This window comes from Pseudoalteromonas sp. B62, assembly GCF_037162565.1.
In the GTDB taxonomy this organism is placed as follows: domain Bacteria; phylum Pseudomonadota; class Gammaproteobacteria; order Enterobacterales; family Alteromonadaceae; genus Pseudoalteromonas; species Pseudoalteromonas fuliginea.
The window spans coordinates 254,277-280,477 of record NZ_JARLVB010000002.1; the positions used below are offsets into that span (position 1 = coordinate 254,277).

The window sequence follows — 26,201 nt, forward strand, 5'->3', positions numbered from 1 at the left end:
CAATTAAGCTTTTGAGATCTAAATTAGGAAGTTGCCCTCTCTTGATTTTTCCCGCGAGATATTTAGGAATTTAGTTCGTAAATAGGTATCATCCAACCACCTCCTAAATTCACCCAAAGAGTCAACAGGATATATCCAAGTATCTGGATTTTTTTGAGGGAAATCGTCGGGAAACTTATGCTGAAACTTAATCCTTATATCAAACTTTTCATCATAACTTTGGGCAATCCATTCTTTACTCCAAGCCTGTCCGACACTAATGTCTGGCATTGTTTTGGAATCCAATGGCATACCTTTCCTAATGCTTGTTATTAGAATATTCGCGATTTCGGAAAAAACACTAAAATAACCGGAAGGTAATTCATTTAAAGTTATGCGCTCGTGAAATGTTTGCCAGTAATCAGGAACCCCATCATTTTGTGAGTAACCCGTACGTTGATAAATATAAGTGCGAAGACTTAACCTTGCTAAGTTTCTATAATTAGCTTTAGCTTGCTCTACTAGCGAAGGAGCCTCAAATGCGTAATATTCAAGTATAGCCATACAGTTAATATCATTTATGACGTCGTACATAACTCCATTTATCGGAGTTGGAATATATAACCCCACCGAGCTTTGACCTTGGGATTCAATTAACTCCCTAATAAATTTTCCCTTCGTTGTATGTTTTTGTTCATCCCAATTTTTGATTAAATTAGTTATATCAGCTTCTGTAGTACCGCATAAAAGTGCTAAACCACGAGTTCCTAAATATGGAGTTCCATCATTAAGTACCCCCATATCTACGCCGTCTTTACCCGTATACGAAATTAATGATGTTGACTTATTACCATAATTATTTGGCATTTAAATTCCTTGTCTCAGTACTCTATTGAAGTTTTAAACTATCTGCTTGTCTAAAATCTAATCTACCATAAAGTTTATACTTATGATTAGCTTCTGAAGTAAGTTTTTGCGATTTTCATATTCCTCGGAGTCAACCTTTCTCTCTCAAGCTGTTCTCCTACAATAAACACTACATATAACTAGCTTTAGGTGTGCTCATTGCATTGGAGATTCGTTGGGTTTCGTGCTGCTCAATCTACGTATGTTAAAAGTATCAGGCCGTCATCAAATAAGCTGGCGATAGCCGTGTTTTAACACCGGTAAGTAAGGCCTCCCGATGCAATAGAAAACACGTCGCCGCTAATAGATGAGATCGCAAAAAGGGATCCATGGCAACACCTATTGGCTGCAGCTCTATACGTCACAAAATCTAAAATAAAGTTTTTAAATACTCAAAGTAAAAAACTAAACCTTAGAGCAGTGATTTGAATTGAAACTCAATACTTCTCAATTCAATACTCACTAATAATCTCGTATATAACGATAATCAAATTCAGTACTATCTAATACTGTACAATGATCATTAAAGTCGTCGCTGTTCATACTCTGTATGTCAATAATAACCGATTGCTCTTCTATATTTTTAGCAAAGCTCATTAGAAGCTGTTTGCCTCTCTTCGCATCAATTCGACAGCCAAATTCATAAATACTATAAAGCATAGCAAATTCATCACCTGCTTTTTCGGCTTGTAATAATAAAGCCTGGCCTTTTTCGTTATTAAGTATTTTTCCTAAAATAAATTGTGCGCGCGGGTTTTTCTTTTCATTAGCTAGGTAACGTAATATTACTAAAGCTTGGAAGCTATCTTGCGGGTAGGCACCTTTATAATATCCTCGCTCATCGAAGTGTCTTCCTGACTGATACGCATAAGCATATGTTAATGCTTTTTTGGTACTCATAGAGGCGAGGTTTTCATTACTTGTTTCAATATGCTTACGGCGAAATTCAGCGGCACGCTGCTGATGTTGTTGTACCTCAATATCAATATGCTGCTGTTGCTGAAAAATAACGATACCTATTGCCGTAATAAAACCTGCAACAAGCGTTAAAACACTAACGACAGGAAGTACAATGAACCATCTATTTTTTAGCTTTTTTTGTTTTTGATAATCGCCAGATTCAAATAATTTATCAAATTCTTTATGGTCGTGCATTGATACATTAATGCGTGATATGTAAGCAGCTCCCCATGCGCCAAAAATATAAACCCCAACTAAAATAACCGCTAAAACGCCACCAACAAGAATAATCTGCAAATCCCACGCTACAAATACAATACAAGCATGAGCAATTAAACCTATTAGCGAAAATAAACGCTCGTATCCTCGACCATGAAACCGTACAGCTGCACCAACTAACGCACCACTAATGAGTAACATCACAGGACCTGCAGCTGGTTTTAACTCAAACAGAAATGCCCATAGAACTAAAATAGGAACACTCCAGAATGCAGCACCTAAAGCAGCTGAAAGTGCATTTTGTTTTGATATTTTTTGAAGTGCACTCTGTTTAGAATCTAGATCCATTTTCATTATTAGCCTTATTATTTTTTAAATTAATCATAATACAACTCGATATCAGTTTCAGCATTACTTGCTTACTGCATGAATTAAAAGAGTAAAGAATTGTTAAAAATAATTTTTAAGCTCACAATAACAAAAATACACTTTTTATTAGTTTGCTTGTGACTTAAAGTCCCTCAAATCAAAATGAATAGTCCTTTTTAAGAAGGCATAGGGCGGATTTTGTTTTATACAAAACTAAAACACAGATGTCATGCTTAATACTATGATTCTGAAATCAGTAGTTGATGCGTAACCTAGTGCGTAAATACTAAATCTAACTTTTCGGGCTAACGCCCGACGCGCTAGCAAGCTATGCGCCTACAAAAGATATACATATACTTAGCTTTATAGGTGCAAACCGCATTGTAGAACAGTTCGGTTTCGTGTCACTCAACCCAACCTATGTACGCTTTTTTTAAACAAAAAAACCTACGGTTAAGCAGGCTTTTAACTATGTAAAAATCGTATTTTTTAATACAAACATACTTGTTACTAAGTACGCTAAAAACGTAAGATCGTAATCAAATAGCGTTATCTGATAATTTTCGGCTTAACGCTACTCACGTCTAAATGAATCGTCATTTCTACATTTTCAGGTTCTACCGCAACATCACTTAAACCTGTTCTAGTAAAATATTCTTCAAAGTTTTGCTGATATTTAGCCGAAAACTGCGTATACGCAGTAATAAACAAACTCAGTTTTTTAGCTATTATTGGGTAGGTTGCGGCAAGTTCCCGCAATTTTTCAGGTTCAACAAAGGCAAATTCGGCGTAAGTATTAAAATCATTACCCATAGATGTTTTACCATAATCAGATAAAAAGCCCGCGCTATAATCTGGCGCTAACTCATCTTTTGTAAGTGCCTCAAAATTTGATGCCGCAGCCTTCCAATCTCTATTTAATAAACTTTGCCATGTCATTACGCTAAATGGTGAGTTATTAAATATGAGTGAACTAAGTTCATGATGTACTCCACGATACGCATTTTCATAGTTAGCTTTTGTTCCATTCCATTGTGCAACATTAGATAAAGCTATCCATCTAGAACCATAAGTTCCGCCAGCAGCAGCTCCTTCAATAGTTATAGCGCCTACAATATAAATAGTATCAATTACTTCAGAAATAAATCCTTCTGGGTAAACTCCCAAGGCAGACTCAATCCCATCAAGAGTTTCAGGTGCACTATCTAAAGAGGTTATAGTCACTTCAACATTAGCTAAAGTCCCCTCTTCTTCGGTAAAATCTTTCGGATAAGATTGCTTTGGATTATCTGTCTTTATATCGAGCTGGTATGTTTTTGCCAATCGTTCTGCTTGCTCCGTTTCACTTTCTAGGTAAGAGCATGCGTTCAAAAACAATAAAAAACTAAAAAGGACAAAAGCTTTATTTTTCATTTAAACAATCCTTGTTTTGTGCCCTAAAAAAGCCTGCATATTTGCAGGCTTTCAAGGCATTTTATAAATAATTAAAACTCAGTATTTACAACACACTTTTATAACACGTTTTTATAACACAAGTATGCTTGTTACTAAGTACGCTATAAACGTGAGTGCGCCGCCAAATAAGGCGTACGGTAGCTGCGTTTTAACGTGGGTGAGTAAGTCACACCCTGATGCAATAGCCGATACAGCGCTGGTGTCGGATATAGGCGAGCAATGATCGCCAAATATACCACCACCCAAAATAGCACCTACAACAAGCGATGGCGGTAAACCAAGCGCTTGAATAAGTGGCACACCAATTGGGATTAATATAGCAAACGTGCCCCACGATGTACCCGTAGTAAACGACATTACCGCGCCGGTTAAAAAAGCACAGGTACGATTAAATAAATAGGTAGGTAGTCGCCAACAAGCGATGCTACAAATACGCCAGTACCCAATTCTTTTAGGCTTGCGCCAAGTGTAAGCGAAAGCAGTACAATGGCGACCAGTGGCATTAATTCGCCCATACCTTTAAAACCGGTATCAACTAATTGATGATGCGTAAATTTACGTGAGCCAATCATTAAAAAGTAAGCGACAACAATGGCTAAAACCGTTGCATATAATACTGATTTAGAACCGCTGCCCTCGGCTAGTACACCATTACCGGTGTAATACATAAAGCCAACCATGCTGGTAATAAGCGTAATAAGCGGGATTAACATGTAACGCGCTTTAGAGCCTTTTACTTCTTCTTTTAAGTCAGTTGTTTGAAGCTCTAGTTTTTGTTCGGCTTCTTTCATTGGGCCGTGCACTTTATCGAACGCGATAGTGTAAAAAACAATGGCAAGGGTAATTATGGCGTAAAAGTTATACCCTACGCTGCCCCATAACACTGATACAGCCGACTCACCTAGCTCATAGTTACCTAACAAACCAAGTACAAATGCGCCCCAGCCGTTAAGTAGTATTAAAATACACACTGGCGCACTGGTGCTGTCAATAATGTACGCTAGACGCGCTCGGCTCATTTTAAATTTGTCGAATAAGCCACGCGATAAAATACCCGAGGTAAGTACGCTCAGGTTAGATTCTATAAACACCGCAATGCCGGTAAACATGGTTAAAAAGCCCACTTGGCGCTTACTTTTTGCAATACCTTTGTTCATTAGCATATTAACGGTTGCTGCAACGCCGCCAGATTCGCGAATGTAGGCAAGCAAGGCACCTATTAAAATACTAAATATTAATATGCGTGTATTACCTGGCGAACTGGCAACCGAAATAATACGTTCAATGGTATTTAAAAAAGTGTCAAACAAGCTATTACCTTCGCCCTGAAAGGCGAGTAAAAACTCAGAAGAAGCAACAGCAACAAGTAGCGCCATAATCACTTCTTTTCGCCAAAACACGATAGCAATCGCAATTAGCGGCGGTAAAATAGAATACCAATGCATAAAAAGTTAACCTTAATTATTAGCGAGTAAACCTCGCTTTGTACGCGTTTTAACGCTTATTTGTTAAGCCTAACAACATAAACCGGCTTAGTTTTATAGACCGCTTAGCTTAATGGATTGGCTTACTCAAGTCACCTGTAAATAAATCACTTAAGGTGGCACAGTTAGTACGTTTTAACCTATACGATAGCTTATTGATTTAGTAGCGCTTCATAAATAAGCGACACTACCGATCCGTACTGTGCGGTTTCAAATTGTTTGCCTGTAAATTCGTAACGTTTTTGCGAGCCTTTAATGGCACTATGGCGAGCATTGGTAAGTAAAACAATAGCCAAGTCGTAAGCGGGGTCAATTACGGTCACTGTCCCCGTCCAACCTGTGTGGCCATAAGCCTGCGCGCTTGCATAAGGGCCAAAGTGCCAGCGCCTTGCTTGGTTGTTACCAGCTAGCCTAAAGCCAAGCCCGTAGGTTTCATCGCTTGATTGCGGCGTTAAAAATTGCGCTAAGGCGCTTGCACTAAATAATTGTTGGTCGCCGTAGCCACCATTATTTAGTAATAGCTGGCAAAGCACCGCTAAGTCGTGAGCGTTACTAAATAATCCTGCATGCCCTGCTACGCCATCAAGTGAGTAGTAAGCGCGCTCGTCGTGCACTTGGCCTTGTAAAACACTGGTGCGAACATTATCAAACTTAATGCGCCCGTCTCGTGTGTTGCCGCTAAGCTCAGTGGCTGCAAATTGCTGCGGCTTAAAGCCTTTTTTAAGTGGATTAAATAACGTGTTAGTTAATTTTAGTGGCGCGTACACTTGCTGCTCTAGATATTCGTCAAGGGGCTGCCCTGTAATACGCTCAATGAGCACACCTAAAATCATGTAATCAATATCAGAGTAAACATGCTGCCCAGATGATTCACTGCTAAAAGGGACGCTGGTAAGTAATAGCTGTTTGGTGGTTTTACTGTTTTGCGAATAAAACGCGTCACCATAGCTGCCATCTTTACGATGAAAGTCAAATACTGGCGGGTATCCGGCGCTGTGTGTGAGTAAATCTTTCACTGTACGTTGTACTCGCCCTTCGCCTTTATATTCGCTTAGGTAGCTTTGTACGGGTTTATTAATATTCAACAACCCTTCGCTTACTAATTTCATAAGCGCAAAGTTGGTGGCGAATATTTTGGTGTTTGAGGCAAGATCAAACAAGGTATTAGTCTGCATTGGCTCTGGGCGTAGTAACATTAAATCACTTTGCTGGTATTGCTTTGCATCGCCATAAGCGGTTAATTTTATTAGCTCACCATTTTTAACAACGGCCAACACAGCCCCAGGAAAACCCGCTTTTACATCGCGATTTATTAACGCATCCACTTCGCTAAAATCTACGTGTTTTATTGGATCGTCGCTTAAAGTAGGAAATGCAAAGCGCAGCGTTAAACTTGCGCCAGCAGGGAGAATATTTTCAACTTTAAAGGTATTAACACCGTTGTGAGTATTTTTTGCCAAACTGTAATTGTATAAGGTGTTGGCGCTTAGTTGGTTAACGTCGAGCTTTTTATTATTAATGTAAATATCGGCGCTTTGTGCGTTGTGGTTTTGTATTAATAATTGCCCCCGCCCTTTGTAAGCTTTAAACGTTCCTCGGTTATTTACATAAAACCGGCTACTTGGATTTACCTCAGGAAACGTTACAACCACTTGTGCATTAGGCAGCTCTACAAGTTGGCTCTTTGTAAGTGGTAGCACCGAGCTAATAGGCTCAGGTGGTGTACTACAACCCACAATAATAAAGCTCAATGCCGCTATAAAAGCTTGTTTGATATAACCACACCTTTGATTTTTTACAGCAATAAACATGCTTAGCCCTTATTTATATAACAAGTAAGGCGCTCTTTGCGCTTTAAATTGCGCAAGCCCCGCCTGCCAGCTTTGTTTTATTTGCGCTTCTGATTGCCCTGCTTCAATAGCTAAGCGCAATTTATTAGTACCCGCTAGCTTATCCATAAAGTCAGCGCGCTCAAAAAACGAGATGTTGTTTTTACTAAGTTCCGTGTACGCATTTATTAAGTAAGTTAAATTTAGGCCTGAAATATTTGCTTGTCTTAAATCGAGCCCCTGCACGGTTTGGTTTTTAAATTTAGGGTTTAAAGCAGCGCCTTTAATTGCGCGCGGTGTAAAATTAAAATCACCTAATGCAACTGGCGAATAGCCAATTACTTGAAATGCAAAGTCGGTACCTCTACCAATGCTGATAGGCGTTGCTTCAAAAAAGCAAAGCGACGGATAAAGCGCAATGGCTTGATCGTTAGGTAAATTAGGGCTGGGTTTTATAGGCAAGCTGTAAGTACTTTTGCGAGTGTAATGATCAACAGGGATCACGGTTAGTTTTAAAGCGGGCGCTTTATTGATCCAGCCCTCACCCTTGATCATTTTGGCAAGTTCGCCAACGGTCATACCGTGTAACACAGGAATTGGGTGCATGCCTACAAACGATTTAAATTGTGGCTCTAATATTGGCCCATCAACGTAGGCAATATTTGGGTTGGGTCTGTCGAGTACTAAAAATTCTATCCCCTGCTCTGCAGCGGCTTCCATCATGTAGTGCATAGAGCTTATGTAGGTATAAAAACGCACTCCCACATCTTGAATATCAAAAATAATCACATCAACATCGACTAAAGCAGCTTGGCTTGGTTTTTTATTTTTACCATAAATAGAAATAAGCGGAATACCAGTTTTACCATCAACGGCATTTTTTACATGGGCGCCCGCATCGTGATCGCCGCGAAAGCCATGCTCAGGTGCAAAAATTTTAGTTATATTAATATTTTTAGTCAGCAGCGCATCGACTAAGTGAGTTTGCCCTACTGTTGATGTTTGATTGACTACTAGCCCTACACGTTTATTTTTTAACTGCGGTAAATATTTAGCATATTGCTGCGCACCTACTACAAGTGAGTTGTTAGCTTCGTTGGCTTGCACGCTTGCAATAAAAATGGCGCTAAAAATAAAAAATAACGTAATAAATAGGGTTTTAAACATACTGCAATATCCTTTTAAACAAGGTGTTTAAAATAACATAGGTAATATTAAAGAGCAGCTTTAGAAAGGGGTTAAGTGGGCTTAGATATAGTGATTAGAAGCTGGCGCTTCTCACGCGAGCAAGCTCAGCGTCTACAACGGATAAATAAGCTCGGAGTTTGGATTTAAAGATTAGGTTGGTTTTACTTGTCGGCGTGCAGCTTGCTGACGCGACGAGCGAAGCGGATAAATAAACTCGGAGTCTAGATTTAAAGATTAGGGATGGCTTTGCTTGTAGCCGTGCAGCTTGCTGACGCGACGAGCGAAGCTCGTAAATGTTTTGCTGTGAGTTTATTCAATTAGAAGCTGTCACTTCTCACGCGAGCAAGCTCTGCGTCTACAACGGATGAATAAGCTCGGAGTTTGGATTTAAAGATTGGGTTGGTTTTACTTGTCGGCGTGCAGCTTGCTGACGCGACGAACAACGATCGTAAACTTTCTGTGAATTTTATAGATTAGAAGCTGGCGCTTCTCACGCGAGCAAGCTCTGCGGCTACAGGAGAGGTAGTTTACACTTCACTTTATTTTAGGCACAAAAAAACCGACTTAATGTCGGCTTGTTATGAAAGTGGTGGGCGCAGGAGGATTCGAACCTCCGACCGCTCGGTTCGTAGCCGAGTACTCTATCCAGCTGAGCTATGCACCCACTTTCATAGATTGCTTATTTAAACTCTAAGCAGAGCGTATAAATTCAGGCATAAAAAAACCGATTTCCATCGGTTTATTTTTCTTACACTTAAAAGTGTATGAAAACATGAAAGTGGTGGGCGCAGGAGGATTCGAACCTCCGACCGCTCGGTTCGTAGCCGAGTACTCTATCCAGCTGAGCTATGCACCCACTTTCATTTTTACTATTACTTATTTTGACTCTAAGTGAGAGTTTAGCTTATTTATACTCTAAGCAGAGTCTATAAAGTGGTGGGCGCAGGAGGATTCGAACCTCCGACCGCTCGGTTCGTAGCCGAGTACTCTATCCAGCTGAGCTATGCACCCACTTTATAGTTTACTTATTTAGACTCTAAGCAGAGTTATTAAAGTATGGTGGGCGCAGGAGGATTCGAACCTCCGACCGCTCGGTTCGTAGCCGAGTACTCTATCCAGCTGAGCTATGCACCCATACTTTAAAATTTTACAAAACACGCCATTAAAAGAAATGGTGGAGAGGGAGGGATTCGAACCCTCGATAGAGCTACAAACTCTATACTCCCTTAGCAGGGGAGCTCCTTCGGCCACTCGGACACCTCTCCGTCTTGTGGGGCGTATAATAAAGATTTCAGAAAATATGTCAAACACTTTTCTACCAAAAACGACTATATGGTTATAGATTGCACATATGCTTGGTTTTAAAGTGTAATTAGTTTGAAAATTAAGCGACTTATGAGTCCTCAGAGTGAGGATTAATACCTTCAACTGGTACTAACTCATCTGTTAGGTTTGCAAGGTACTGCTCTTGATACCCCAATTGCTGAAACTCAGCAATACAGGCTCTATAGTAGGCTTGTCGTTCTTGCTCTGTCGTACAGAGTTCTGACGACTCTTCAACGCGTTTATTTTTCATTTTATTATTCTATAAGTCCGTTTGATTATTCTTAGTTAAAGCGTACAACCTAGGCCGCTTAAATTTTCGCCATAGTGTAGCTAAGAAAGTTACATAAATACAACGAAATGTTTAAAAAATAGTCATAATAAAAAGTTATAATACTAACCAAATTTGTTTAAAAGAATCAAAACAAACAATATCAAATACTTAAGTTTATAAAAATAGCGCCACCCTAATCAAAAACAATTAACAAATTACATTTTTTATTTACGAAGTACCTTGTTATACCAATCTGCTTATATATAGGACTATTTAACGTTAAGAAAATTACGCTAGAACTAGGCAAAATTTTTGTATCTAGTTGTTCTAAATAAAAAATTTTTAACGACGTATAGTGCAATTTAATTCGTTAAATTGATCAAAGATTTATGCTGGTTGGTATTAAAAGCATACCTTTATTGTCTAGGCTTTAAACACAAAAACGCCGCGATTAGGCGGCGTTTATTAACTTACTTTGTTTTACCCAAAGCTTAGTCAGCTTGTGGACGCATATGCGGGAACAAAATAACGTCTTTAATTGTAGATGAGTCAGTAAATAACATTACTAAACGGTCAATACCAATACCTTCACCTGCAGTTGGCGGTAAGCCGTACTCAAGTGCGCGTATGTAGTCTTCATCGTAATGCATTGCTTCATCATCGCCTGCGTCTTTCTCTTCAACTTGGCGAGTAAAGCGCTCAGCTTGGTCTTGTGCATCATTAAGCTCAGAGAAACCATTTGCAAGTTCACGACCGCCAACAAAAAACTCAAAACGGTCTGTAACAAATGAGTTTTCGTCGTTACGACGTGCAAGTGGTGATACTTCCCACGGGTAGCCAGTAATAAACGTAGGTTGAATAAGCATGTGCTCTGCTGTTTCTTCAAATATTTCACACAAAAACTTACCTGGGCCCCAAACACAGTTTTCAGGAATTTTAACGTGCACTTGTTTAGCGTACGCTTTTAATTCGTCAAAGTGGTTTTCTGGGTCATTAAATACCGCAGCATCAAACTCAGGGTTATATTTTAAGATTGCATCGCTCATGCTTAAACGTGTAAACGGTTGGCCAAAGTCATACTCAACTGAGTCAGTTACTTCGCCGTTTTCGTCTTTGGTTGTATTTATAACAATTGGGCTACCCAATACGTTAGTTGCAACTGTACGTAGCATGTCCTCGGTGATGTTCATCAGGTCGATGTAATCAGCGTATGCTTGGTAAAATTCAATCATTGTGAATTCTGGATTGTGACGCGTAGATAACCCTTCGTTACGGAAGTTACGGTTAATTTCGAATACACGGTCAAAACCACCTACCACTAAGCGCTTTAAGTAAAGCTCTGGCGCTATACGTAAGTACATGTCGATATCAAGCGCGTTATGGTGTGTTACAAACGGACGCGCAGATGCACCACCAGGTATAACCTGTAGCATTGGTGTTTCTACTTCCATAAAGTCACGGTCTGCTAAAAAGCGACGAATGCCTTCAACCACTTGTGAACGAATACGGAATGTTTCGCGCGTTGCTTCGTTAGTAATTAAATCAACGTAACGTTGGCGGTACTTTGTTTCTTGATCTGATAAGCCATGGAATTTTTCAGGTAACGGACGAAGTGACTTAGTTAATAACTGGTACTCAGTCATTTCTACGTATAAATCGCCTTTACCTGATTTATTTAGCGCGCCTTTAACGCCAATAATATCGCCAGTGTCTAGCTGACCATATTTTTCTTTAAGATCTTTTTGAACATCTTTAGATGCATACGCTTGTACGCGACCTTTCATGTCTTGAATTACAAAAAACGGTCCACGCTTTGCTAAAATACGGCCTGCGATAGACACAACTTCTTGCATCTCTACTAATTCTTCTTTGCTCTTATCACCAAACTGGGCTTGCAAATCAGCCGTGTAATGCTCACGACGGAATTGGTTTGGATGACCGTTGGCTGGGCAATTTTCGCGTATCGCGTCTAACTTGCCGCGACGCTCAGCGATTAACTTGTTTTCGTCTTGGATTTTATCAGTCATTTTTTAGCTCTTTATTAGCTTGGTGGTTATAGGCCAGATTTAAGGCTGGCTTCAATAAATTTATCTAAGTTACCGTCAAGTACCGATTGGGTATTGCGGTTTTCAACGCCGGTACGTAAATCTTTAATGCGTGCGTCATCAAGTACGTATGAACGAATTTGACTACCCCAACCAATATCAGATTTAGCATCTTCTTGCGTTTGTTTTTCAGCATTTTGCTGTTGTAGCTCAAGCTCAAATAATTTAGCTTTTAACTGCTTCATCGCTTGGGCTTTATTTTTATGCTGTGAACGCTCGTTTTGACACTGCACTACGGTATTTGTTGGTACGTGAGTAATACGAACCGCCGATTCGGTGGTGTTAACGTGCTGACCACCCGCGCCCGATGCGCGGTAAACGTCTATACGCAGGTCTGACGGATTCATATCAATTTCAATGTTATCGTCAACTTCTGGGTATACAAACGCAGAAGCAAATGAAGTATGACGACGGCCACTTGAGTCAAATGGGCTTTTACGTACTAAACGGTGCACACCAGTTTCGGTACGTAGCCAACCGTAAGCGTATTCGCCAACAAAGCGGACAGTTGCGCCTTTAATACCGGCCACATCACCGTCGGTCGCTTCAACTAGCTCAACTTTAAAGCCTTTAGCCTCGCCCCAACGTAAATACATACGAAGTAAAATATTACACCAGTCTTGTGCTTCAGTACCGCCAGAACCTGATTGTAAATCAAGGTAAGCATCGTTTGAGTCATGAGGACCTGAAAACATACGACGAAACTCTAAACCTTCTAACTGTCCGTTTAGATCGGCAAGCTCGCTTTGTGCTTCATCAAAGGTATCTTGATCTTCAGCTTCTACTGCAAGTTCAAGTAAACCTTCAACGTCATCAGTACCGGCTACAAGGTTGTCGATTGTTTCAACAACGGCTTCTAATGCTGATTTTTCACGGCCAAGCGCTTGTGCGCGTTCAGGCTCATTCCATACGGCTGAATCTTCAAGTTCGGCGTTAACTTCTTCTAAGCGTTCTTGTTTAAGAGCGTAGTCAAAGGTACCCCGAAGCAATTCAGTACGTTCGCGAATTTCCTTGATTTGGTTAATCACAGGATTCACTTCAAACATGGTCATTACTCCAAAATGGCTAGGTAATTGCGCCCCTTTACATGGGATTTTCGCAATAAATTATCGTCAAATGATAAAAACGCCCGATTTTAACAAAAAACCGCGCGCTTTATTAGCCTTTTATGCATGCTTTGTGCATATTTTTTAGTACACTTTTTCAAGTTCTCTGGCTATTAATTGCAGTGTAAATTTACCTCTAAACTCATTTATATCGAGTTGGTACGCTACTTTTACAAACTTCGCTTCTGTGTCGGGCCATTCTTTTACATCAATACCAAAGGCAATGGCGTCTACTAATCTCCCTGATTGATGCTTTAAAACGAGCTTTAAATGCTTTTCGCCGACTATGCGCTGCTGTATTACTTCAAAGGTGTGCTCAAACACTGGCTCAGGAAATTGCTGCCCCCACGGGCCCGATTGCTTTAATAGTTGAGCAAACTCCATAGTAAAGCAGTCGTTTGGCAGCTCACCGTCAGTAAATACAATGCAGCGCTTACTTTCTTCACTCAGTTGCGCGCTAACTGCGGCATCAAACGCTTTTTTAAAGTCGTTAAAGTGCTGCTCGTTAATACTTAAACCAGCGGCCATTGCGTGGCCACCAAATTTATTAATTAAGTGTGGGTCGGCTGTATTGAGTCCTTCGAGTAAATCGCGCATGTGTAGCCCTTCAATAGAGCGGCACGAGCCTTTAATTTCACCGTTTTCGCCACCAGCAAAAATAACGGTTGGACGGTGGTATTTTTCTTTCAAGCGACCAGCCAAAATACCAATAACACCTTGATGCCAATCATCTTGAAACAAACAAATAGCATCAGGGATGCTATCGTCGCTAAATGCGAGCCTATCAAGCACAGCTTGTGCCTCCACTTGCATGCCTTGTTCTATTTCGCGCCTTGCAAAGTTTAAGCTATCGAGCTCGCTCGCTATACTGCGCGCTTGGTTTATGTCGGTGCTGAGCAAGCACGCTATACCCAAACTCATGTCGTCTAATCGCCCTGCTGCATTTAAACGCGGCGCAAGTGAAAAGCCAAAGTCGCTTGCGCTTAAGCGCGCTGCATTGCGGTTAGCCACTTCAATAAGCGCGGTGATGCCAGGGCGTGTTTTACCACTGCGAATACGTGCTAAACCTTGATGTACTAAGGTGCGGTTATTTGCATCAAGTGCGACCACGTCAGCAACCGTACCAAGCGCTACAATATCGAGCAAGTTAGCTAAATTAGGCGGCGGTTGCTGCTCAAAATAACCAAGGTCTCGCATTACGCTTCTCAGTGCTATCAGTAAGTAAAAAGCAACGCCAACGCCTGCTATAGATTTAGACGGGAAGTTACATTCGTGCCTATTTGGATTTACTATTGCATCGGCATTTGGCAGCTGCTCACCTTGTAAATGGTGATCTGTTACCAGCACTTTTATGCCAACCGCTTTTAAAATATTAATACCGGCAATACACGATATGCCGTTATCTACGGTGATCACTAAATCAGGCTTAATTTGTACTATTTGCTCTGCAAGTGCGGGGCTCAAGCCATAACCTAAGCTAAACCGGTCCGGAATTAAGTAATCTAAATGCTTAAAACCAAACATCTCAAGGCCTTGCATTAAAGTGGCCGTACTCGTTGCGCCATCAGCATCAAAATCGCCGACTATTAATATTTGGCTTTGCGCTTTTAATGCTTCAATTAATAAATCGCTGGCTTTGTCGATGTCTTTGAACAATTTAAAGTCGTGAAGCGTAGCTACGCTGTTATTTAGCTCTTCGGCATTGAATACATTGCGGTTAGCATAAATTTGTTTAATTACAGGGTGTAAATTACTCGGTAAATGCGAGTCGTTAACGTTTTCACGCGCAATGATTAGTTTTTTCATGCAGAGTTTTAACTTATTGAGTCGTACTAAAAAGACAAAAAAAGGCCATTAAGGCCTTTTTATTAACTATAAAACGTATTACGACGCTTTGTTAGCATCTAATGCTGCTTTTAATGCTGCTGCGGGCTGGTAACCTGGGATCATCGTACCATCTTCTAAAACAATAGCCGGCGTGCCGCTAATACCAAAGCTTTGACCTAGCTGGTAATGCTCAGCAACCGGTGCATTACACCCTGCAATTACTTTAGTGTCTGCGCCCGATTTAGCCTCAGTCAGTGCTTCTTGCTGATCTTTAGCACACCACACATTCATTAAATCAGCATAACCAGAACCTTGTAGCCCACCACGCGGAAATGCAAGATACTTAACGGTAATACCTTCATCGAGTAAATCATCTAGCTCACGGTGCAACTTACGACAGTAGCCACAGCTAATATCAGTAAATACGGTAATGCTGTGCTTTTCGTTTGGTGCTTTATACACAATCATCGAATCTTCGTATTCTTTAATGCCTTCAACGCGCACGCCGTTTAATGCTTGCTCAGTTAGGTTATTACGATTATTCAAATCGATTAACGTACCTTGCATTAAAAATTGACCATCTGGACTTGCGTAAAGCACGCCTTTGTTGGTAATGAGCTCTTTTAACCCTGCAACTGGACTTGGGTTAATTTGCTTAACCGTTACGCCTAAAGTCGCAAATTTAGTAACTATAGGATCATTAGCATCAGGAGCTACAGCAACGCTATTTGCAAATGCACTAATACTTGTGCACAACATGGCACCTGCTAACATTAATTTTTTCATAATTTTCTCTATTCCAAAAGTACTTATAAATTGACCGGCTTAGTGCTATTTAATTTCAAATTAAGCACGCGGGTGATGCTGCGCATGCACCGATTTTAAACGTTCATTAGCAACATGGGTATAAATTTGTGTGGTTGATAAATCACTGTGGCCCAACATCATTTGTACCACACGTAAATCTGCCCCATGGTTTAATAAATGCGTAGCAAAAGCATGGCGCATTGTATGGGGCGATATTGGAGACTCAACTGCTGCCAAAATAGCATAGTGTTTAATTCTATGCCAAAAGGTTTGTCGCGTCATGCCAACACCGCGCTTAGACGGAAACACAAAATCGGTGGCGTGTTTTATCATTTGCGCACGCCCGACCTTTAAAAATTGCTCAAGCCAGTACATGGCTTCCTCGCCAAGTGGCACTAAGCGCTCTTTATTACCTTTACCTTTTACAAACACCACAGCTTGGCGCAAATTAATTTGCTCCATACGCAACCCAACAAGCTCACTTACACGCAAACCCGTTGCATAAAGTAGTTCAAGCATCGCTTTATCGCGCAGTCCCATCGCTTCTTCTGTATTGGGCGCATTTAACAATGCCTCAACTTCAGCTTCTGAGAGTGTTTTAGGTAACGACTGCCCTGCTTTTGGTTGAGCAATATTTAGCATGGGCGAATCACTAATTATTTTTTCGCGCACAAAGTACTGATAAAAACGCTTTAGCGCACTAATACTGCGTGCCGTACTACGTGGTTTTAATCCTAAATCAACTCTGTGAGCTAAGTAACCCTCTATATCAAGCCCGGTTACCGTCATTAAGTTTTCGCCCTTTAAGAATAGGCAAAACTTATCTAAATCGCTGCGATAAGCACTTAATGTGTTTTCGCTTACGCCTTGCTCTAAGTACAGGCTATCTAAAAAGGTTTCTAGGTAGTCGCTATTACTGCTCATACTGCTGTCATTTTCAAAAGAATCGTCAGATAGCGTTGTCACATTATGCTCTCATGCTTTGCTAAGGTATCAATTAAAAATACCTTACGGTAAACTTGAGCCTATCATATCAGGCAATTACACAGTGATAAATACGATGCAAATTGGTTTATTTTTTGGTTCTACTACGTGCTACACCGAAATGGCAGCAGAAAAGATTCGCGACATTATTGGTGCCGATATAGTTACCCTGCACAATATTAAAGACGAGCCACTAAAAAATGCGCAGCAGTACGACTTTATCATCTTTGGTATTTCAACATGGGATTTTGGTGAAATACAAGAAGACTGGGAGTCAAAATGGGACGACATAGCCGACGTAAACCTAAGCGGTAAAACCATTGCTTTATTTGGCATGGGCGATCAGCAAGGTTACGGGCAGTGGTTTCAAGATGCGCTAGGGATGCTGCACGACGAAATAAATACGCAAACATTTACCCAACTTGGTTTTTGGTCCAACGACAGTAGTTACGAGTTTGAAGCTTCAAAAGCGCTAACTCCCGATGGCAAACAATTTGTAGGGCTCGCACTGGACGAAGACAGCCAATACGAGCTAAGTGATGAGCGTATTGCGACTTGGGTTGAACAAGTAATGACTGAATACGGCGAAACGCTTTAATTAAAATTGCGTAGCCATTATTGCTACGCTACAAAGTAATTACTCAACCCTTAGCCAATATTGGTTACGGAAAAAAAAGCCAATGTAACCACGTACTTCAAGTTTTTGACCTTCATCTTGCACTGTGAGCTGTAAGGTGTAGGTTTTACCATTTGTTGGGTCAAGTATTTCGCCATCTCCCCAAACGTCATCATCCTCAGCTTTTACATCAGTAATAATAGTCATTCCTAAAATAGGCTGATCTTTTAGCTCATCATCACATTTATTGCATATATCATTTTGTTTTGTAGGGTCTAAAATAGTTTCAACTTTACCGCTTAAAGTACCGTTGCTTTGGGTAATACGTACATACGACTTAGCTTGGTTTGTATCCTCGTCAATCGTTTTCCAAAGCCCAACTGGGGTCATGGCTGCCAGTGCACTTTGGCTTGCCAAAACAACCGCAGAGAATGTACTTAGTAGTATTATTTTATTTAATTTTTTCATTGTGTTGTCTTAATTCAATGTAACTAATGAGTGAATCATAACAGGTGATTTATAAACACACTATGAAAGAACAGTACCTAAAAAACCTAAACTAATAATCATTAGCTTAGGCTTAGGTTCAAATATAGGCTTTTTATTTATTTTTTAAAAACTACGAATGGCTACACTTGAGTTATTAAACTCAAATTTATTAATTTTTCCGCATTGCGCCATATGATTAGTGCTTGTATAAGGTGTATTGTTTTGAGCAATAGCAGTCTCCCATCCTTGGCCGTTTTTAATGAATGCTTTTAGTTCAAACCATCCATTAACCGCTTTACTGCAATCCATATCTACATCAAGCATCCAATAGTGTTCGCCCCATATATTTAAAGATGTCACACCAAAACCATCTGTGTTTACCGTTTTTTCAGCGCCCCAACCTGCTGGCCAAACATTCGTTGTCCAGTCGGTCGCAGAACCTTCTGCTTCGCTACTTTGCCCATTTTCTATGCCATACCAATCAAGGTAGTTATCATTTGCTTTCCAAGGGCTTGTTGTCACGTTTTTTAAATTATTATGACGAATAGGCATTGCACACTCAAAATTACTTGTTTGGCAATTTCGACCCAGATTTGCGTTTGCATAAGCGTGATCTACACCACCGCGCAAAAACATATCTTGTCCACTTTGCGTTTGTGCATTAATAAAAATAACCGTGCGTTGCCAGTCACTCCCTGTATTTGGCACAGAGCTTGTATTTAACTTGGCATTTTTATGAATTGCCATTGCATCCCAAGCACCAATATTGAGATTAATAGTACCGTCGGAATTAACCGTTATAACCTCGCCACTGCAACTTTTAGCATCAGCCGACAACTCGCCTTTTAGCACATTACAGTATTGCCCAGGCGCCATTTCTGTTTGCACCGTTGCAATGAGTGTTGAGTCTTCTTTGTTAATAGCCATATGACCCGAGCTACCTCGGCCAAATGATATTTGATTATTCGTGTTATCCCACCAATTTGTTACTGCCCAATTGTCGGCGGTGTTATTTCTAAAATCGACCCCGCCTGAAATATATGACCAGCGATGCTCACACTTCCAATTACTAGCAAAACACTCTAAGTTACCATTATTATGTACCGGTACGTTTGGCCCACCAGCATCTGTATCACCATGAAAATCATAACTCGACATTACTTTTGGATAACCGTACGGATAAGCCAACATAAATACATTAGCTAAGTCATATAAGCGGCCATCCTCAAAGGTAATTACATTACCAGCGCCGCCATGACCACGTTGATTATCGTGATTATCTACAAAAACCACCGCAGAAGAGCTAGGCATAAAGCCCCACCCTTCGCCAAAATTACTTAGCCATGCAAGCGAGCCGTTTCTAAAAGTATTACCAAGCTCAGTGCTATATTTAAATTCAGTTACTAAACCAGTGCTTAAATATTCAGAAGCGCCAACAGCCTCTCCACCTTGATCAATCACTTCTTGAAAAACCACTGGCGAGCCATTTACTTTGGCCATTAAACTTTGGATATCGCTTGCGGCAACATGTTTAGAAGCATCAAACCGAAAACCTTTTACGCCAATAGCTTGTAAGTCGTTAATATATGCTGCAATGGTATTTTGCACATAGTTTGAAGCGGTATCTAAATCGGCAAGTCCAACGAGTTCACAATTTTGTACTCGGTAGCGATCGTTGCCATAATCAGAGCTATTAATGGTACAACTTTCATGAAAATCTTGTGGGCTATAAATAGGAAAGCTTTTATTACCAAAACTATTACCCGCTGTGCCTGTGCCACTTCCTGCTGCCATATGGTTAATAAGCGTATCAACATAAATATCAACCCCAGCTGCACTACAGCGATTTACCATATCAATAAACTGTGCGCGGTTACCGCCACGACTTTGCAGTTCATAACTTACAGGCTGATAGCGTGTCCACCATTGGCCTCCTGTAATGTGTTCATTAGGTGGCGATACCTGCACTGCAGCATAGCCTTTTGGGCCTAAGTATTGCTCACATTCTTGCGCTACATCTTGCCAATTCCATTCAAACAAATGCACAAATGTGGTGGGCGTAGCTGTGGCAATACTCGGTAAGAGCAACCCTAGGCTTAAACCTGCGGTGGTGATTATTTTATTGAGTTTCATAGTGTGTGATCCAATTGTTGAGCGAGCAAAACAACTACTCGATGTTATTTACAAGTGGTTAACACTAGGCTTATAGTCGATGAAATAAAAACTGAATACGTATGCATAACGGGTAAACTATCCTTTATTACTAAATAACCTTCATTACTAAGTAACTTACATTTTTAAATAAAATGTTTTGCACAAAGCTATATAATCAGCAGTGTAGGTATTATCTAAGTTTCTAATACACAGGGTTGATGATTCTAAATCGCTTTTTACGTAGCTAAATGTCATTAAACTGCGGCTAATATCTTTATTGGGAGTCGCTTTTACTTGGCAGTGAGTATTTAAATAAAGCCCATTTTGAGTAGCAAGCTCAATAAATAATGCGCCTTCAACGCTTGGGAGTATTAAGTTAAAGCGAGAGCGACTATGGCTTAAACGTTTAAACGCATTTATTAACTCTTCAAAGCTTAAGCCGTCGGTATGGCGCGCGGTATTACGCGCAGCATTCTCGCCTTTTAAACTGTGATTAAAATACGGCGGATTAGAGATAACCACGTCAAATTTAATTTCACTACTAAAGCTTTGAATAGTTTGGTGCTTAATACTTATTGTTGGCCACGGGCTATTAGCTATATTTTTTAATGCTTGGTTATGGGCGCTTTCGTCAATTTCTACCGCAGTTATATCAAGCTCATGACCACGTTGCTTACACATTAACGCTAATAAGCCGGTACCTGTGCCTATATCAAGTAGCGACCTTGCACCACTTAAATTAGCCCATGCGCCAAGCAAAATGCCATCGGTAGAAACTTTCATTGCACAGTGGTCGTGTTCAACTTTAAATTGTTTAAATACAAAACCAGACATTTTTTCACCTTTTCATTCACCAAGCGCAGCATAGCGCGTATAATCAGGGTAATTGTCCCTTATTTTAGACACTCTATGCAATTTTCTGAATTTGATCTTGATAACAAGCTACTCGATGCCATTAATAAAATGGGCTACGAGACGCCAACCAGCATTCAACAACAAGCTATTCCTGAAGCACTACAGGGGCGCGATATTTTAGCATCTGCGCCTACTGGTACAGGTAAAACAGCGGCATTTTTAATTCCGGCTATTCAGTACTTACTGGATTTCCCACGTCGTGACCCTGGTTTTGCGCGCGTACTCGTTATGACCCCGACTCGTGAGTTGGCTTATCAAATTCATGAACAATGTGAACTGCTAGCTAAACGCACACACCTAAAAATTGGTGTAGTAACAGGCGGTATTAACTACGGCACGCATAAAGAAATTTTCGAAAAAAATAACGATATTTTAATCGCCACACCAGGTCGATTAATGGAATACCTAGAAACCGAAAACTTTCATGCTGAACATGTAGAAATGCTTATTATTGATGAAGCAGATCGCATGTTAGATATGGGTTTCAAAAAAGAAATGAGCCGTATTTGTGACGAAGCTAAAAATCGTCGCCAATGTTTTTTATTCTCAGCAACACTTGAAGGTGACAGCGTAGAAAGGTTTGCTGAAAAAACATTAAACGACCCAGCTCTATTAGAAGCCGAATCGTCACGTAAAGAAAAAGCAAAAATTCATCAGTGGGTACATTTAGCCGACGATTACCATCATAAGCTTGAATTGTTAGTTAACACGCTAAAAAATCCTGACGTGACTAAAGCAATTGTGTTTGTTAAAACTCGCGAACGCTTAGAAACATTGATTGGTGAACTTACAACTAATGATGTAAAAGCAGCGTGGTTACGCGGCGAAATGCCACAAGACAAACGTATGAAAGCCATGGAAAACTTCCACAGTGGTAAAACAAGCATATTAGTTGCTACCGACGTAGCTGCACGTGGTATTGACGTATCTGACATCAGTCACGTTATTAACTTTGATATGCCGCGCACTGCCGACGTATATGTACACCGTATTGGTCGTACTGGCCGTGCTGGTAAAAAAGGCATAGCAATATCACTAGTTGAAGCACACGATATTGGTATTTTATATAAAGTAGAGCGCTACGTTGAGCAAAAGTTAAAACGCCGTGTAATTAGAGGTGTTGAGCCACAGCATAAAGAAGCTAAGCCACCGGCTAAAAAGCGTAAAGATCCAGTAAAAATGAAAGCCAAGAAAAAGGCCAAGGTTAAAAAGAAGAAGTAACCTAAAACATTTTTATACTAAGCCGACTTTTGTCGGCTTTTTAATGCAAGCCTTGCAGGCTCTGCTATTTGTACCTGTTACATATGTAACCCAAGCATGTAACTCATACTCATTTAAATGTAATTTTTGCCCACCTGAATTCCCACTTAATAAAATTCCCTTATATTTCATAGCGTTAATATTGGCACCGAAATTGTAACTACAAAGATAACCTAGCCGATGGAATTTCCATATTGTGGCTGCACTATTCACCGTAATGTAAGGATTAAGTTATGAACCGCTTCAAGTTAACTATCGCTTTAGTATCATTTTGTTGTTTATTTTTATTAGCTTGCGCTACAAAAGTAAGTGCAGCAACCAACATGGCCGTAGTAAGCAGTGTAGCCACTCAACCTAACTTACAACAAGCTATCACTAACACCCTACGAACTAATCCTAACCTAGCGTTAAGTGATATTCGTGTGCAGGTAAAAAATGGTGAAGTAGATTTATATGGTGAAGCACAAACTGGTTTTCAGCGCGCACTAGCTCAAAAGTTTTTAGAAAATATGGATGGCGTAAAAATCATTCGTAATAAAATTAGCGTTATTTAATACGCACCACATAAACTTATTTGTATAACTAATTCATAAGCGCGGCTTGTTACTCCAACACAAGCTGCGCTTTTTTATATAACTTCTAACTTCATAACAGTTAGATAACTACAAATACTTTTGTACTAACTGCATATCGCTGTTAGCTTTATTTCTTTCACTAATTTGGTTATTCGAGTCCATTACTTTGATAAGTAATCTGATGTGATCATTATTAAAATCTATCAGATTAGGCTTTATTATTTCACTAAAGTAATGATCGGCCATATTGTAACTCCAGCTTTTTGAAAAACCTGCAATCATTAATTCATGGCAAGATTGCTTCCAACGCTCAGAGTCCGATATAGAAAGCATTTCTGAAAAAATTCTTACATTTTCGGATAAATTATATTCAGTATCAAGAATTATTACCTTTGAAATATCTAAACAAGCCTCTTCGCTTATTAGCCATTTATTATGATTTGTAAATTCAACAAGTCTCTGTTTTGCTCTGCGGGATTTTAAAAACAGTTTACCTAAACGGTCATAGTTAGATTTTATTTTTGTTATTTCACCATTCAATGAGGTGATTTCGGTAGATAATTTGGACTTTTCACTTTCTAGCTCTGAAGAATTTGTTTGAAGCCTAAGGTTATCCTCATTAATTTTCCCTAAACTAGTATCTTTAAATTCAGCTTGCTTTTTATATTCACTAATCTCATCATCTTTATTCTTTAAAACTTCCTGATGGAACTGCTGAACTTTTTGTACAGATGACCTTAACTCGTTGCTTTGTTCTAGTGTAAGCAAAGTCTCGTTTGCATATTGATCTCTTTTTTTAAGCCCTTCGCTATTATTCCATTCTGTATATATATAAATAAACCTTTGAGCCAGAGGTTGGATAAGCAAGATCACCACTGTAATAATAAAAGGAATAATTACAGTACAGTAATTAAACCCTCCATCATCAACAGTTAAACCAAGTTTAAAAGTTGCTAGTCGCTCGTCAAACTGTTTTGTACCAAAAAGTAACTGTAGTACTAGCTCCCAATTATAAATAATCCATGAAAATATATATGTTCCATAAAGCGGGCTGCTTATTCTTTGGTAAAGAGCGGCTTTGATAGAGTTAGTTACTTCTTTTATCATTTAAATATCCATATTAATAATTTAAACCCTGACGATCTAGCTAATAAAGATACATTAATCCCTTAATGTAGAGCAAGCAATAACAATGACTTAATTCAGCCTACAGGGCATTAAAAAGCGCGTTTTACTCTGTAAAAACGCGCTGTTGGTAAGTAACTATTTCCCAATGCTTTACCTAATGCGCTTTAACTAAATCACTCACTTTGGCCAGAGCTAGCACCGCCGCTACTATTTTTAGTTGATGACTGCTGGCTTATTTTATCGCTTATCATGGCATCGAGTTTTTCGCCGCCTTTAATACCAAAATCTAAAGTACGAATTGGGAATGGAATACTAATATCAGCTTCGTCGAGTGCCTGCTTAACGGCAACAACCCCTTTGTGGCGTACCGTCATAAAGTCAGGCTCGCCTGGGTATTTAATCCAAAACCATACCAGTAAGTTAATGCTGCTGTCACCAAAACCTTCGGCGTATACTGCGGTTTCGTCTTTGCGTATTACGAAGTCAAATTCATTTATTTTATCGGTAATAACTTGAGATGCTTTTTCTATGTCGTCGCCATACGAAATACCTACGGGTACTTCTATACGTCTTATACCTAGCGTGGTGTAGTTTTTTAGTACATTTCTAAATAAGACTTTGTTTGGTACAAGTATTAGTTGCCCGTAAAAGCTCTCTATTAGCGTGTTACGTAGGTTTATTGAATGTATTGAACCAAACACATCATCGGTTTCTATTACATCACCTGTTTTAAATGGCTTACGTACACCCATTGCTATACCAGCAATTAGGTTTTCGGTCATGTCTTGAAACGCAAAACCAATTGCTAAACCCACAATACCTGCACCAGCAAGTAGCGAAGTAACAGTACCTTTTAGCCCAACAAAATCAAGCGCTATAAATAAACCTATACACAACACAATAACTTTAAAAATTGATGCCATTAAATCGGCAATTTGTGTTGAGTCGAGAGAGCGGCGCAGTACGTTTTTCACCAGTTTGCCAGCAAAGCGCGCCAAAATTGAAAAAACAATAGCAATAACAATTGCCACTATAAAATTAGGAATATGGCTTATTACAACATCAAACCACCCTCCGAGCTTTTCTTCTATTAGTTTTTCGGCTTCGCCAACTGACGGAATGCTGATCATTTTATTTGCACCTATTTAGTTAGTGTTCTCATTAATATTAGATGAGGTTGCAAATATAACGCCAACATCAAAAAAGCCATGCAATGCATGGCTTTTCAATTGTTTATTTAAGCTTATGACCTAATTTTGTTCGTCGCGCATAAATACCGGCTCAAGCTCTTTAACCGTTGCCTCAGGGCTAAAGTAATAACCCGCTACAGTAAACTCTTTAAGTTGGCTTAATTGCGTTACTTTATTTTCGATAATGTAGCGCGCCATCATGCCGCGTGCTTTTTTAGCGTAAAAGCTAATTACCTTGTATTGACCGTTTTTACAGTCTTTAAAGTGTGGGGTAATAATTTGTGCATTTAATGCTTTTTTATCTACCGCTTTAAAGTATTCGTTTGAAGCAAGGTTAACTAAGTATTGCGCGTCTTGTGCTTTTAATACTTCGTTTAGTTTGTTCGCTATTACGCTGCCCCAAAACTCGTATAAGTTTTTGCCACGCGAGTTTTCAAGCTTGGTGCCCATTTCAAGGCGATAAGCTTGCATTAAATCAAGTGGTTTTAATAAGCCGTATAAGCCAGAAAGGATACGTAAATGGTTTTGTGCGTAATCAAGCTCGCTAGCTTTAAGCGTGCTTGCATCTAAACCGCCGTATACATCGCCATTAAAGGCAAGTGCGGCTTGTTTAGCATTACTTTGCGTAAACGGCTGCGCCCACTCGCTAAAGCGTGCAGCGTTAAGCCCAGATAGCTTATCGCTAATTTTCATTAAACTGCCAATTTGCGCTGGTGTTAGTTCACGGCATACTTTCATGAGCTCTTCGCTGTGCTCTAGTAATTCAGGCTGAGTGAACTTGTCTGTTGCGGGTGGCGTTTCGTAATCAAGATTTTTTGCAGGTGAAATAACAGTGATCATAGTTAGCTATTGACTTGTAATTTATTTAGTGTCAATTTCAACATTAAATGAAACGAAAAGCACGTTTTGTTTAAATAAATCCTCTCTTAATAACCCATGCATTACCGTTTTTTTATTGATCAGGACATAAGACCTATCAAGCATTGTCACACTGTTGCAGTATGGATTGTATATATTAAGAGTGATTAGATTTTTCTTTTAACTTGCTTGGAATGAGGA

At 39.8% G+C, this 26,201-nt stretch carries 20 protein-coding genes, 5 tRNA genes and 1 pseudogene; 3 read left to right on the forward strand and 23 right to left on the reverse strand.

Going from position 1 to position 26,201, the window contains the following annotated elements; translation table 11 throughout:
• Positions 1-18 precede the first annotated feature (18 nt).
• The 17 genes and pseudogenes from P4S71_RS05590 to xerD all read right to left on the reverse strand — a co-directional run bounded on the left by P4S71_RS05590 (position 19) and on the right by xerD (position 16,797).
• Positions 19-846 (reverse strand): hypothetical protein, encoded by an 828-nt coding sequence (locus tag P4S71_RS05590; protein WP_337150260.1) that lies wholly within the window; start codon positions 844-846, stop codon positions 19-21.
• 501 nt (positions 847-1,347) lie between these two features.
• Complete coding sequence (locus tag P4S71_RS05595) at positions 1,348-2,418, reverse strand: hypothetical protein (protein WP_337150261.1); 1,071 nt, start codon at positions 2,416-2,418, stop codon at positions 1,348-1,350.
• A 564-nt stretch (positions 2,419-2,982) separates the two neighbouring features.
• Entirely contained in the window at positions 2,983-3,846 is an 864-nt protein-coding gene (locus P4S71_RS05600; protein ID WP_337150262.1) for a hypothetical protein, read from the reverse strand.
• 111 nt (positions 3,847-3,957) lie between these two features.
• Positions 3,958-5,333 (reverse strand): annotated as a pseudogene (locus tag P4S71_RS05605) (Na+/H+ antiporter NhaC family protein).
• Positions 5,334-5,524: 191 nt separating this feature from the next.
• The gene (gene pbp4b / locus P4S71_RS05610; protein WP_337150263.1) at positions 5,525-7,183 is read right to left on the reverse strand and encodes a penicillin binding protein PBP4B; all 1,659 of its coding nucleotides are present in this window, start codon (positions 7,181-7,183) and stop codon (positions 5,525-5,527) included.
• Positions 7,184-7,192: 9 nt separating this feature from the next.
• Positions 7,193-8,368 (reverse strand): exo-beta-N-acetylmuramidase NamZ family protein, encoded by a 1,176-nt coding sequence (locus P4S71_RS05615; protein WP_337150264.1) that lies wholly within the window; start codon positions 8,366-8,368, stop codon positions 7,193-7,195.
• A gap of 608 nt (positions 8,369-8,976) precedes the next feature.
• A tRNA-Arg gene (locus tag P4S71_RS05620) sits at positions 8,977-9,053 on the reverse strand.
• 115 nt (positions 9,054-9,168) lie between these two features.
• Positions 9,169-9,245 (reverse strand) — tRNA-Arg (locus tag P4S71_RS05625).
• 78 nt (positions 9,246-9,323) lie between these two features.
• A tRNA-Arg gene (locus tag P4S71_RS05630) sits at positions 9,324-9,400 on the reverse strand.
• 46 nt (positions 9,401-9,446) lie between these two features.
• Positions 9,447-9,523 (reverse strand) — tRNA-Arg (locus tag P4S71_RS05635).
• A 38-nt stretch (positions 9,524-9,561) separates the two neighbouring features.
• Positions 9,562-9,654, reverse strand: a tRNA-Ser gene (locus tag P4S71_RS05640).
• A gap of 128 nt (positions 9,655-9,782) precedes the next feature.
• Complete coding sequence (locus P4S71_RS05645) at positions 9,783-9,965, reverse strand: hypothetical protein (protein WP_007376465.1); 183 nt, start codon at positions 9,963-9,965, stop codon at positions 9,783-9,785.
• A gap of 512 nt (positions 9,966-10,477) precedes the next feature.
• Entirely contained in the window at positions 10,478-12,013 is a 1,536-nt protein-coding gene (gene lysS, locus P4S71_RS05650) for a lysine--tRNA ligase (RefSeq protein WP_337150265.1), read from the reverse strand.
• A 26-nt stretch (positions 12,014-12,039) separates the two neighbouring features.
• Complete coding sequence (prfB, locus tag P4S71_RS05655) at positions 12,040-13,137, reverse strand: peptide chain release factor 2 (RefSeq protein ID WP_337150266.1); 1,098 nt, start codon at positions 13,135-13,137, stop codon at positions 12,040-12,042.
• 144 nt (positions 13,138-13,281) lie between these two features.
• On the reverse strand, positions 13,282-15,003 hold the full coding sequence (recJ, locus tag P4S71_RS05660) for a single-stranded-DNA-specific exonuclease RecJ (RefSeq protein ID WP_337150267.1): 1,722 nt from the start codon (positions 15,001-15,003) through the stop codon (positions 13,282-13,284).
• A gap of 78 nt (positions 15,004-15,081) precedes the next feature.
• Entirely contained in the window at positions 15,082-15,810 is a 729-nt protein-coding gene (gene dsbC / locus P4S71_RS05665; protein ID WP_008136397.1) for a bifunctional protein-disulfide isomerase/oxidoreductase DsbC, read from the reverse strand.
• A gap of 60 nt (positions 15,811-15,870) precedes the next feature.
• Positions 15,871-16,797 carry a site-specific tyrosine recombinase XerD gene (gene xerD, locus P4S71_RS05670; RefSeq protein WP_008136396.1) on the reverse strand — a complete coding sequence of 309 codons (927 nt, stop codon included), beginning with the start codon at positions 16,795-16,797 and terminating at the stop codon, positions 15,871-15,873.
• Between the two features lie 94 nt (positions 16,798-16,891).
• Here xerD and fldB point away from each other — a divergent pair, with 94 nt between their 5' ends.
• Positions 16,892-17,413, forward strand: coding sequence for a flavodoxin FldB (gene fldB / locus P4S71_RS05675; RefSeq protein WP_337151597.1), 522 nt, complete (start codon positions 16,892-16,894; stop codon positions 17,411-17,413).
• A 39-nt stretch (positions 17,414-17,452) separates the two neighbouring features.
• On the opposite strand, the gene P4S71_RS05680 is transcribed toward fldB, so the two are convergent.
• From P4S71_RS05680 to P4S71_RS05690, 3 genes are all read right to left on the reverse strand, one after another.
• Complete coding sequence (locus P4S71_RS05680) at positions 17,453-17,899, reverse strand: DUF2147 domain-containing protein (RefSeq protein ID WP_337150268.1); 447 nt, start codon at positions 17,897-17,899, stop codon at positions 17,453-17,455.
• A 144-nt stretch (positions 17,900-18,043) separates the two neighbouring features.
• A complete protein-coding gene (locus tag P4S71_RS05685) occupies positions 18,044-20,053 on the reverse strand; it encodes an alpha-amylase (protein WP_337150269.1) in 2,010 nt (669 codons plus the stop codon).
• Positions 20,054-20,209: 156 nt separating this feature from the next.
• Positions 20,210-20,908 carry a tRNA1(Val) (adenine(37)-N6)-methyltransferase gene (locus P4S71_RS05690; RefSeq protein ID WP_008136393.1) on the reverse strand — a complete coding sequence of 233 codons (699 nt, stop codon included), beginning with the start codon at positions 20,906-20,908 and terminating at the stop codon, positions 20,210-20,212.
• A 75-nt stretch (positions 20,909-20,983) separates the two neighbouring features.
• Between P4S71_RS05690 and srmB the strand changes: the two genes are divergently transcribed.
• Both srmB and P4S71_RS05700 read left to right on the forward strand, forming a co-directional pair.
• A complete protein-coding gene (srmB, locus tag P4S71_RS05695) occupies positions 20,984-22,210 on the forward strand; it encodes an ATP-dependent RNA helicase SrmB (RefSeq protein ID WP_007376476.1) in 1,227 nt (408 codons plus the stop codon).
• 272 nt (positions 22,211-22,482) lie between these two features.
• Positions 22,483-22,803, forward strand: a complete 321-nt coding sequence (locus P4S71_RS05700; RefSeq protein ID WP_010553266.1) for a BON domain-containing protein — start codon at positions 22,483-22,485, stop codon at positions 22,801-22,803.
• Positions 22,804-22,911: 108 nt separating this feature from the next.
• Here the strand turns inward: P4S71_RS05700 and P4S71_RS05705 are convergent, their stop codons facing one another.
• From P4S71_RS05705 to yaaA, 3 genes are all read right to left on the reverse strand, one after another.
• Positions 22,912-23,931, reverse strand: coding sequence for a hypothetical protein (locus P4S71_RS05705; RefSeq protein ID WP_337150270.1), 1,020 nt, complete (start codon positions 23,929-23,931; stop codon positions 22,912-22,914).
• 194 nt (positions 23,932-24,125) lie between these two features.
• Positions 24,126-25,082 (reverse strand): mechanosensitive ion channel family protein, encoded by a 957-nt coding sequence (locus P4S71_RS05710; protein WP_337150271.1) that lies wholly within the window; start codon positions 25,080-25,082, stop codon positions 24,126-24,128.
• Positions 25,083-25,202: 120 nt separating this feature from the next.
• A complete protein-coding gene (gene yaaA / locus P4S71_RS05715) occupies positions 25,203-25,982 on the reverse strand; it encodes a peroxide stress protein YaaA (RefSeq protein ID WP_007376480.1) in 780 nt (259 codons plus the stop codon).
• Positions 25,983-26,201: the final 219 nt, after the last annotated feature.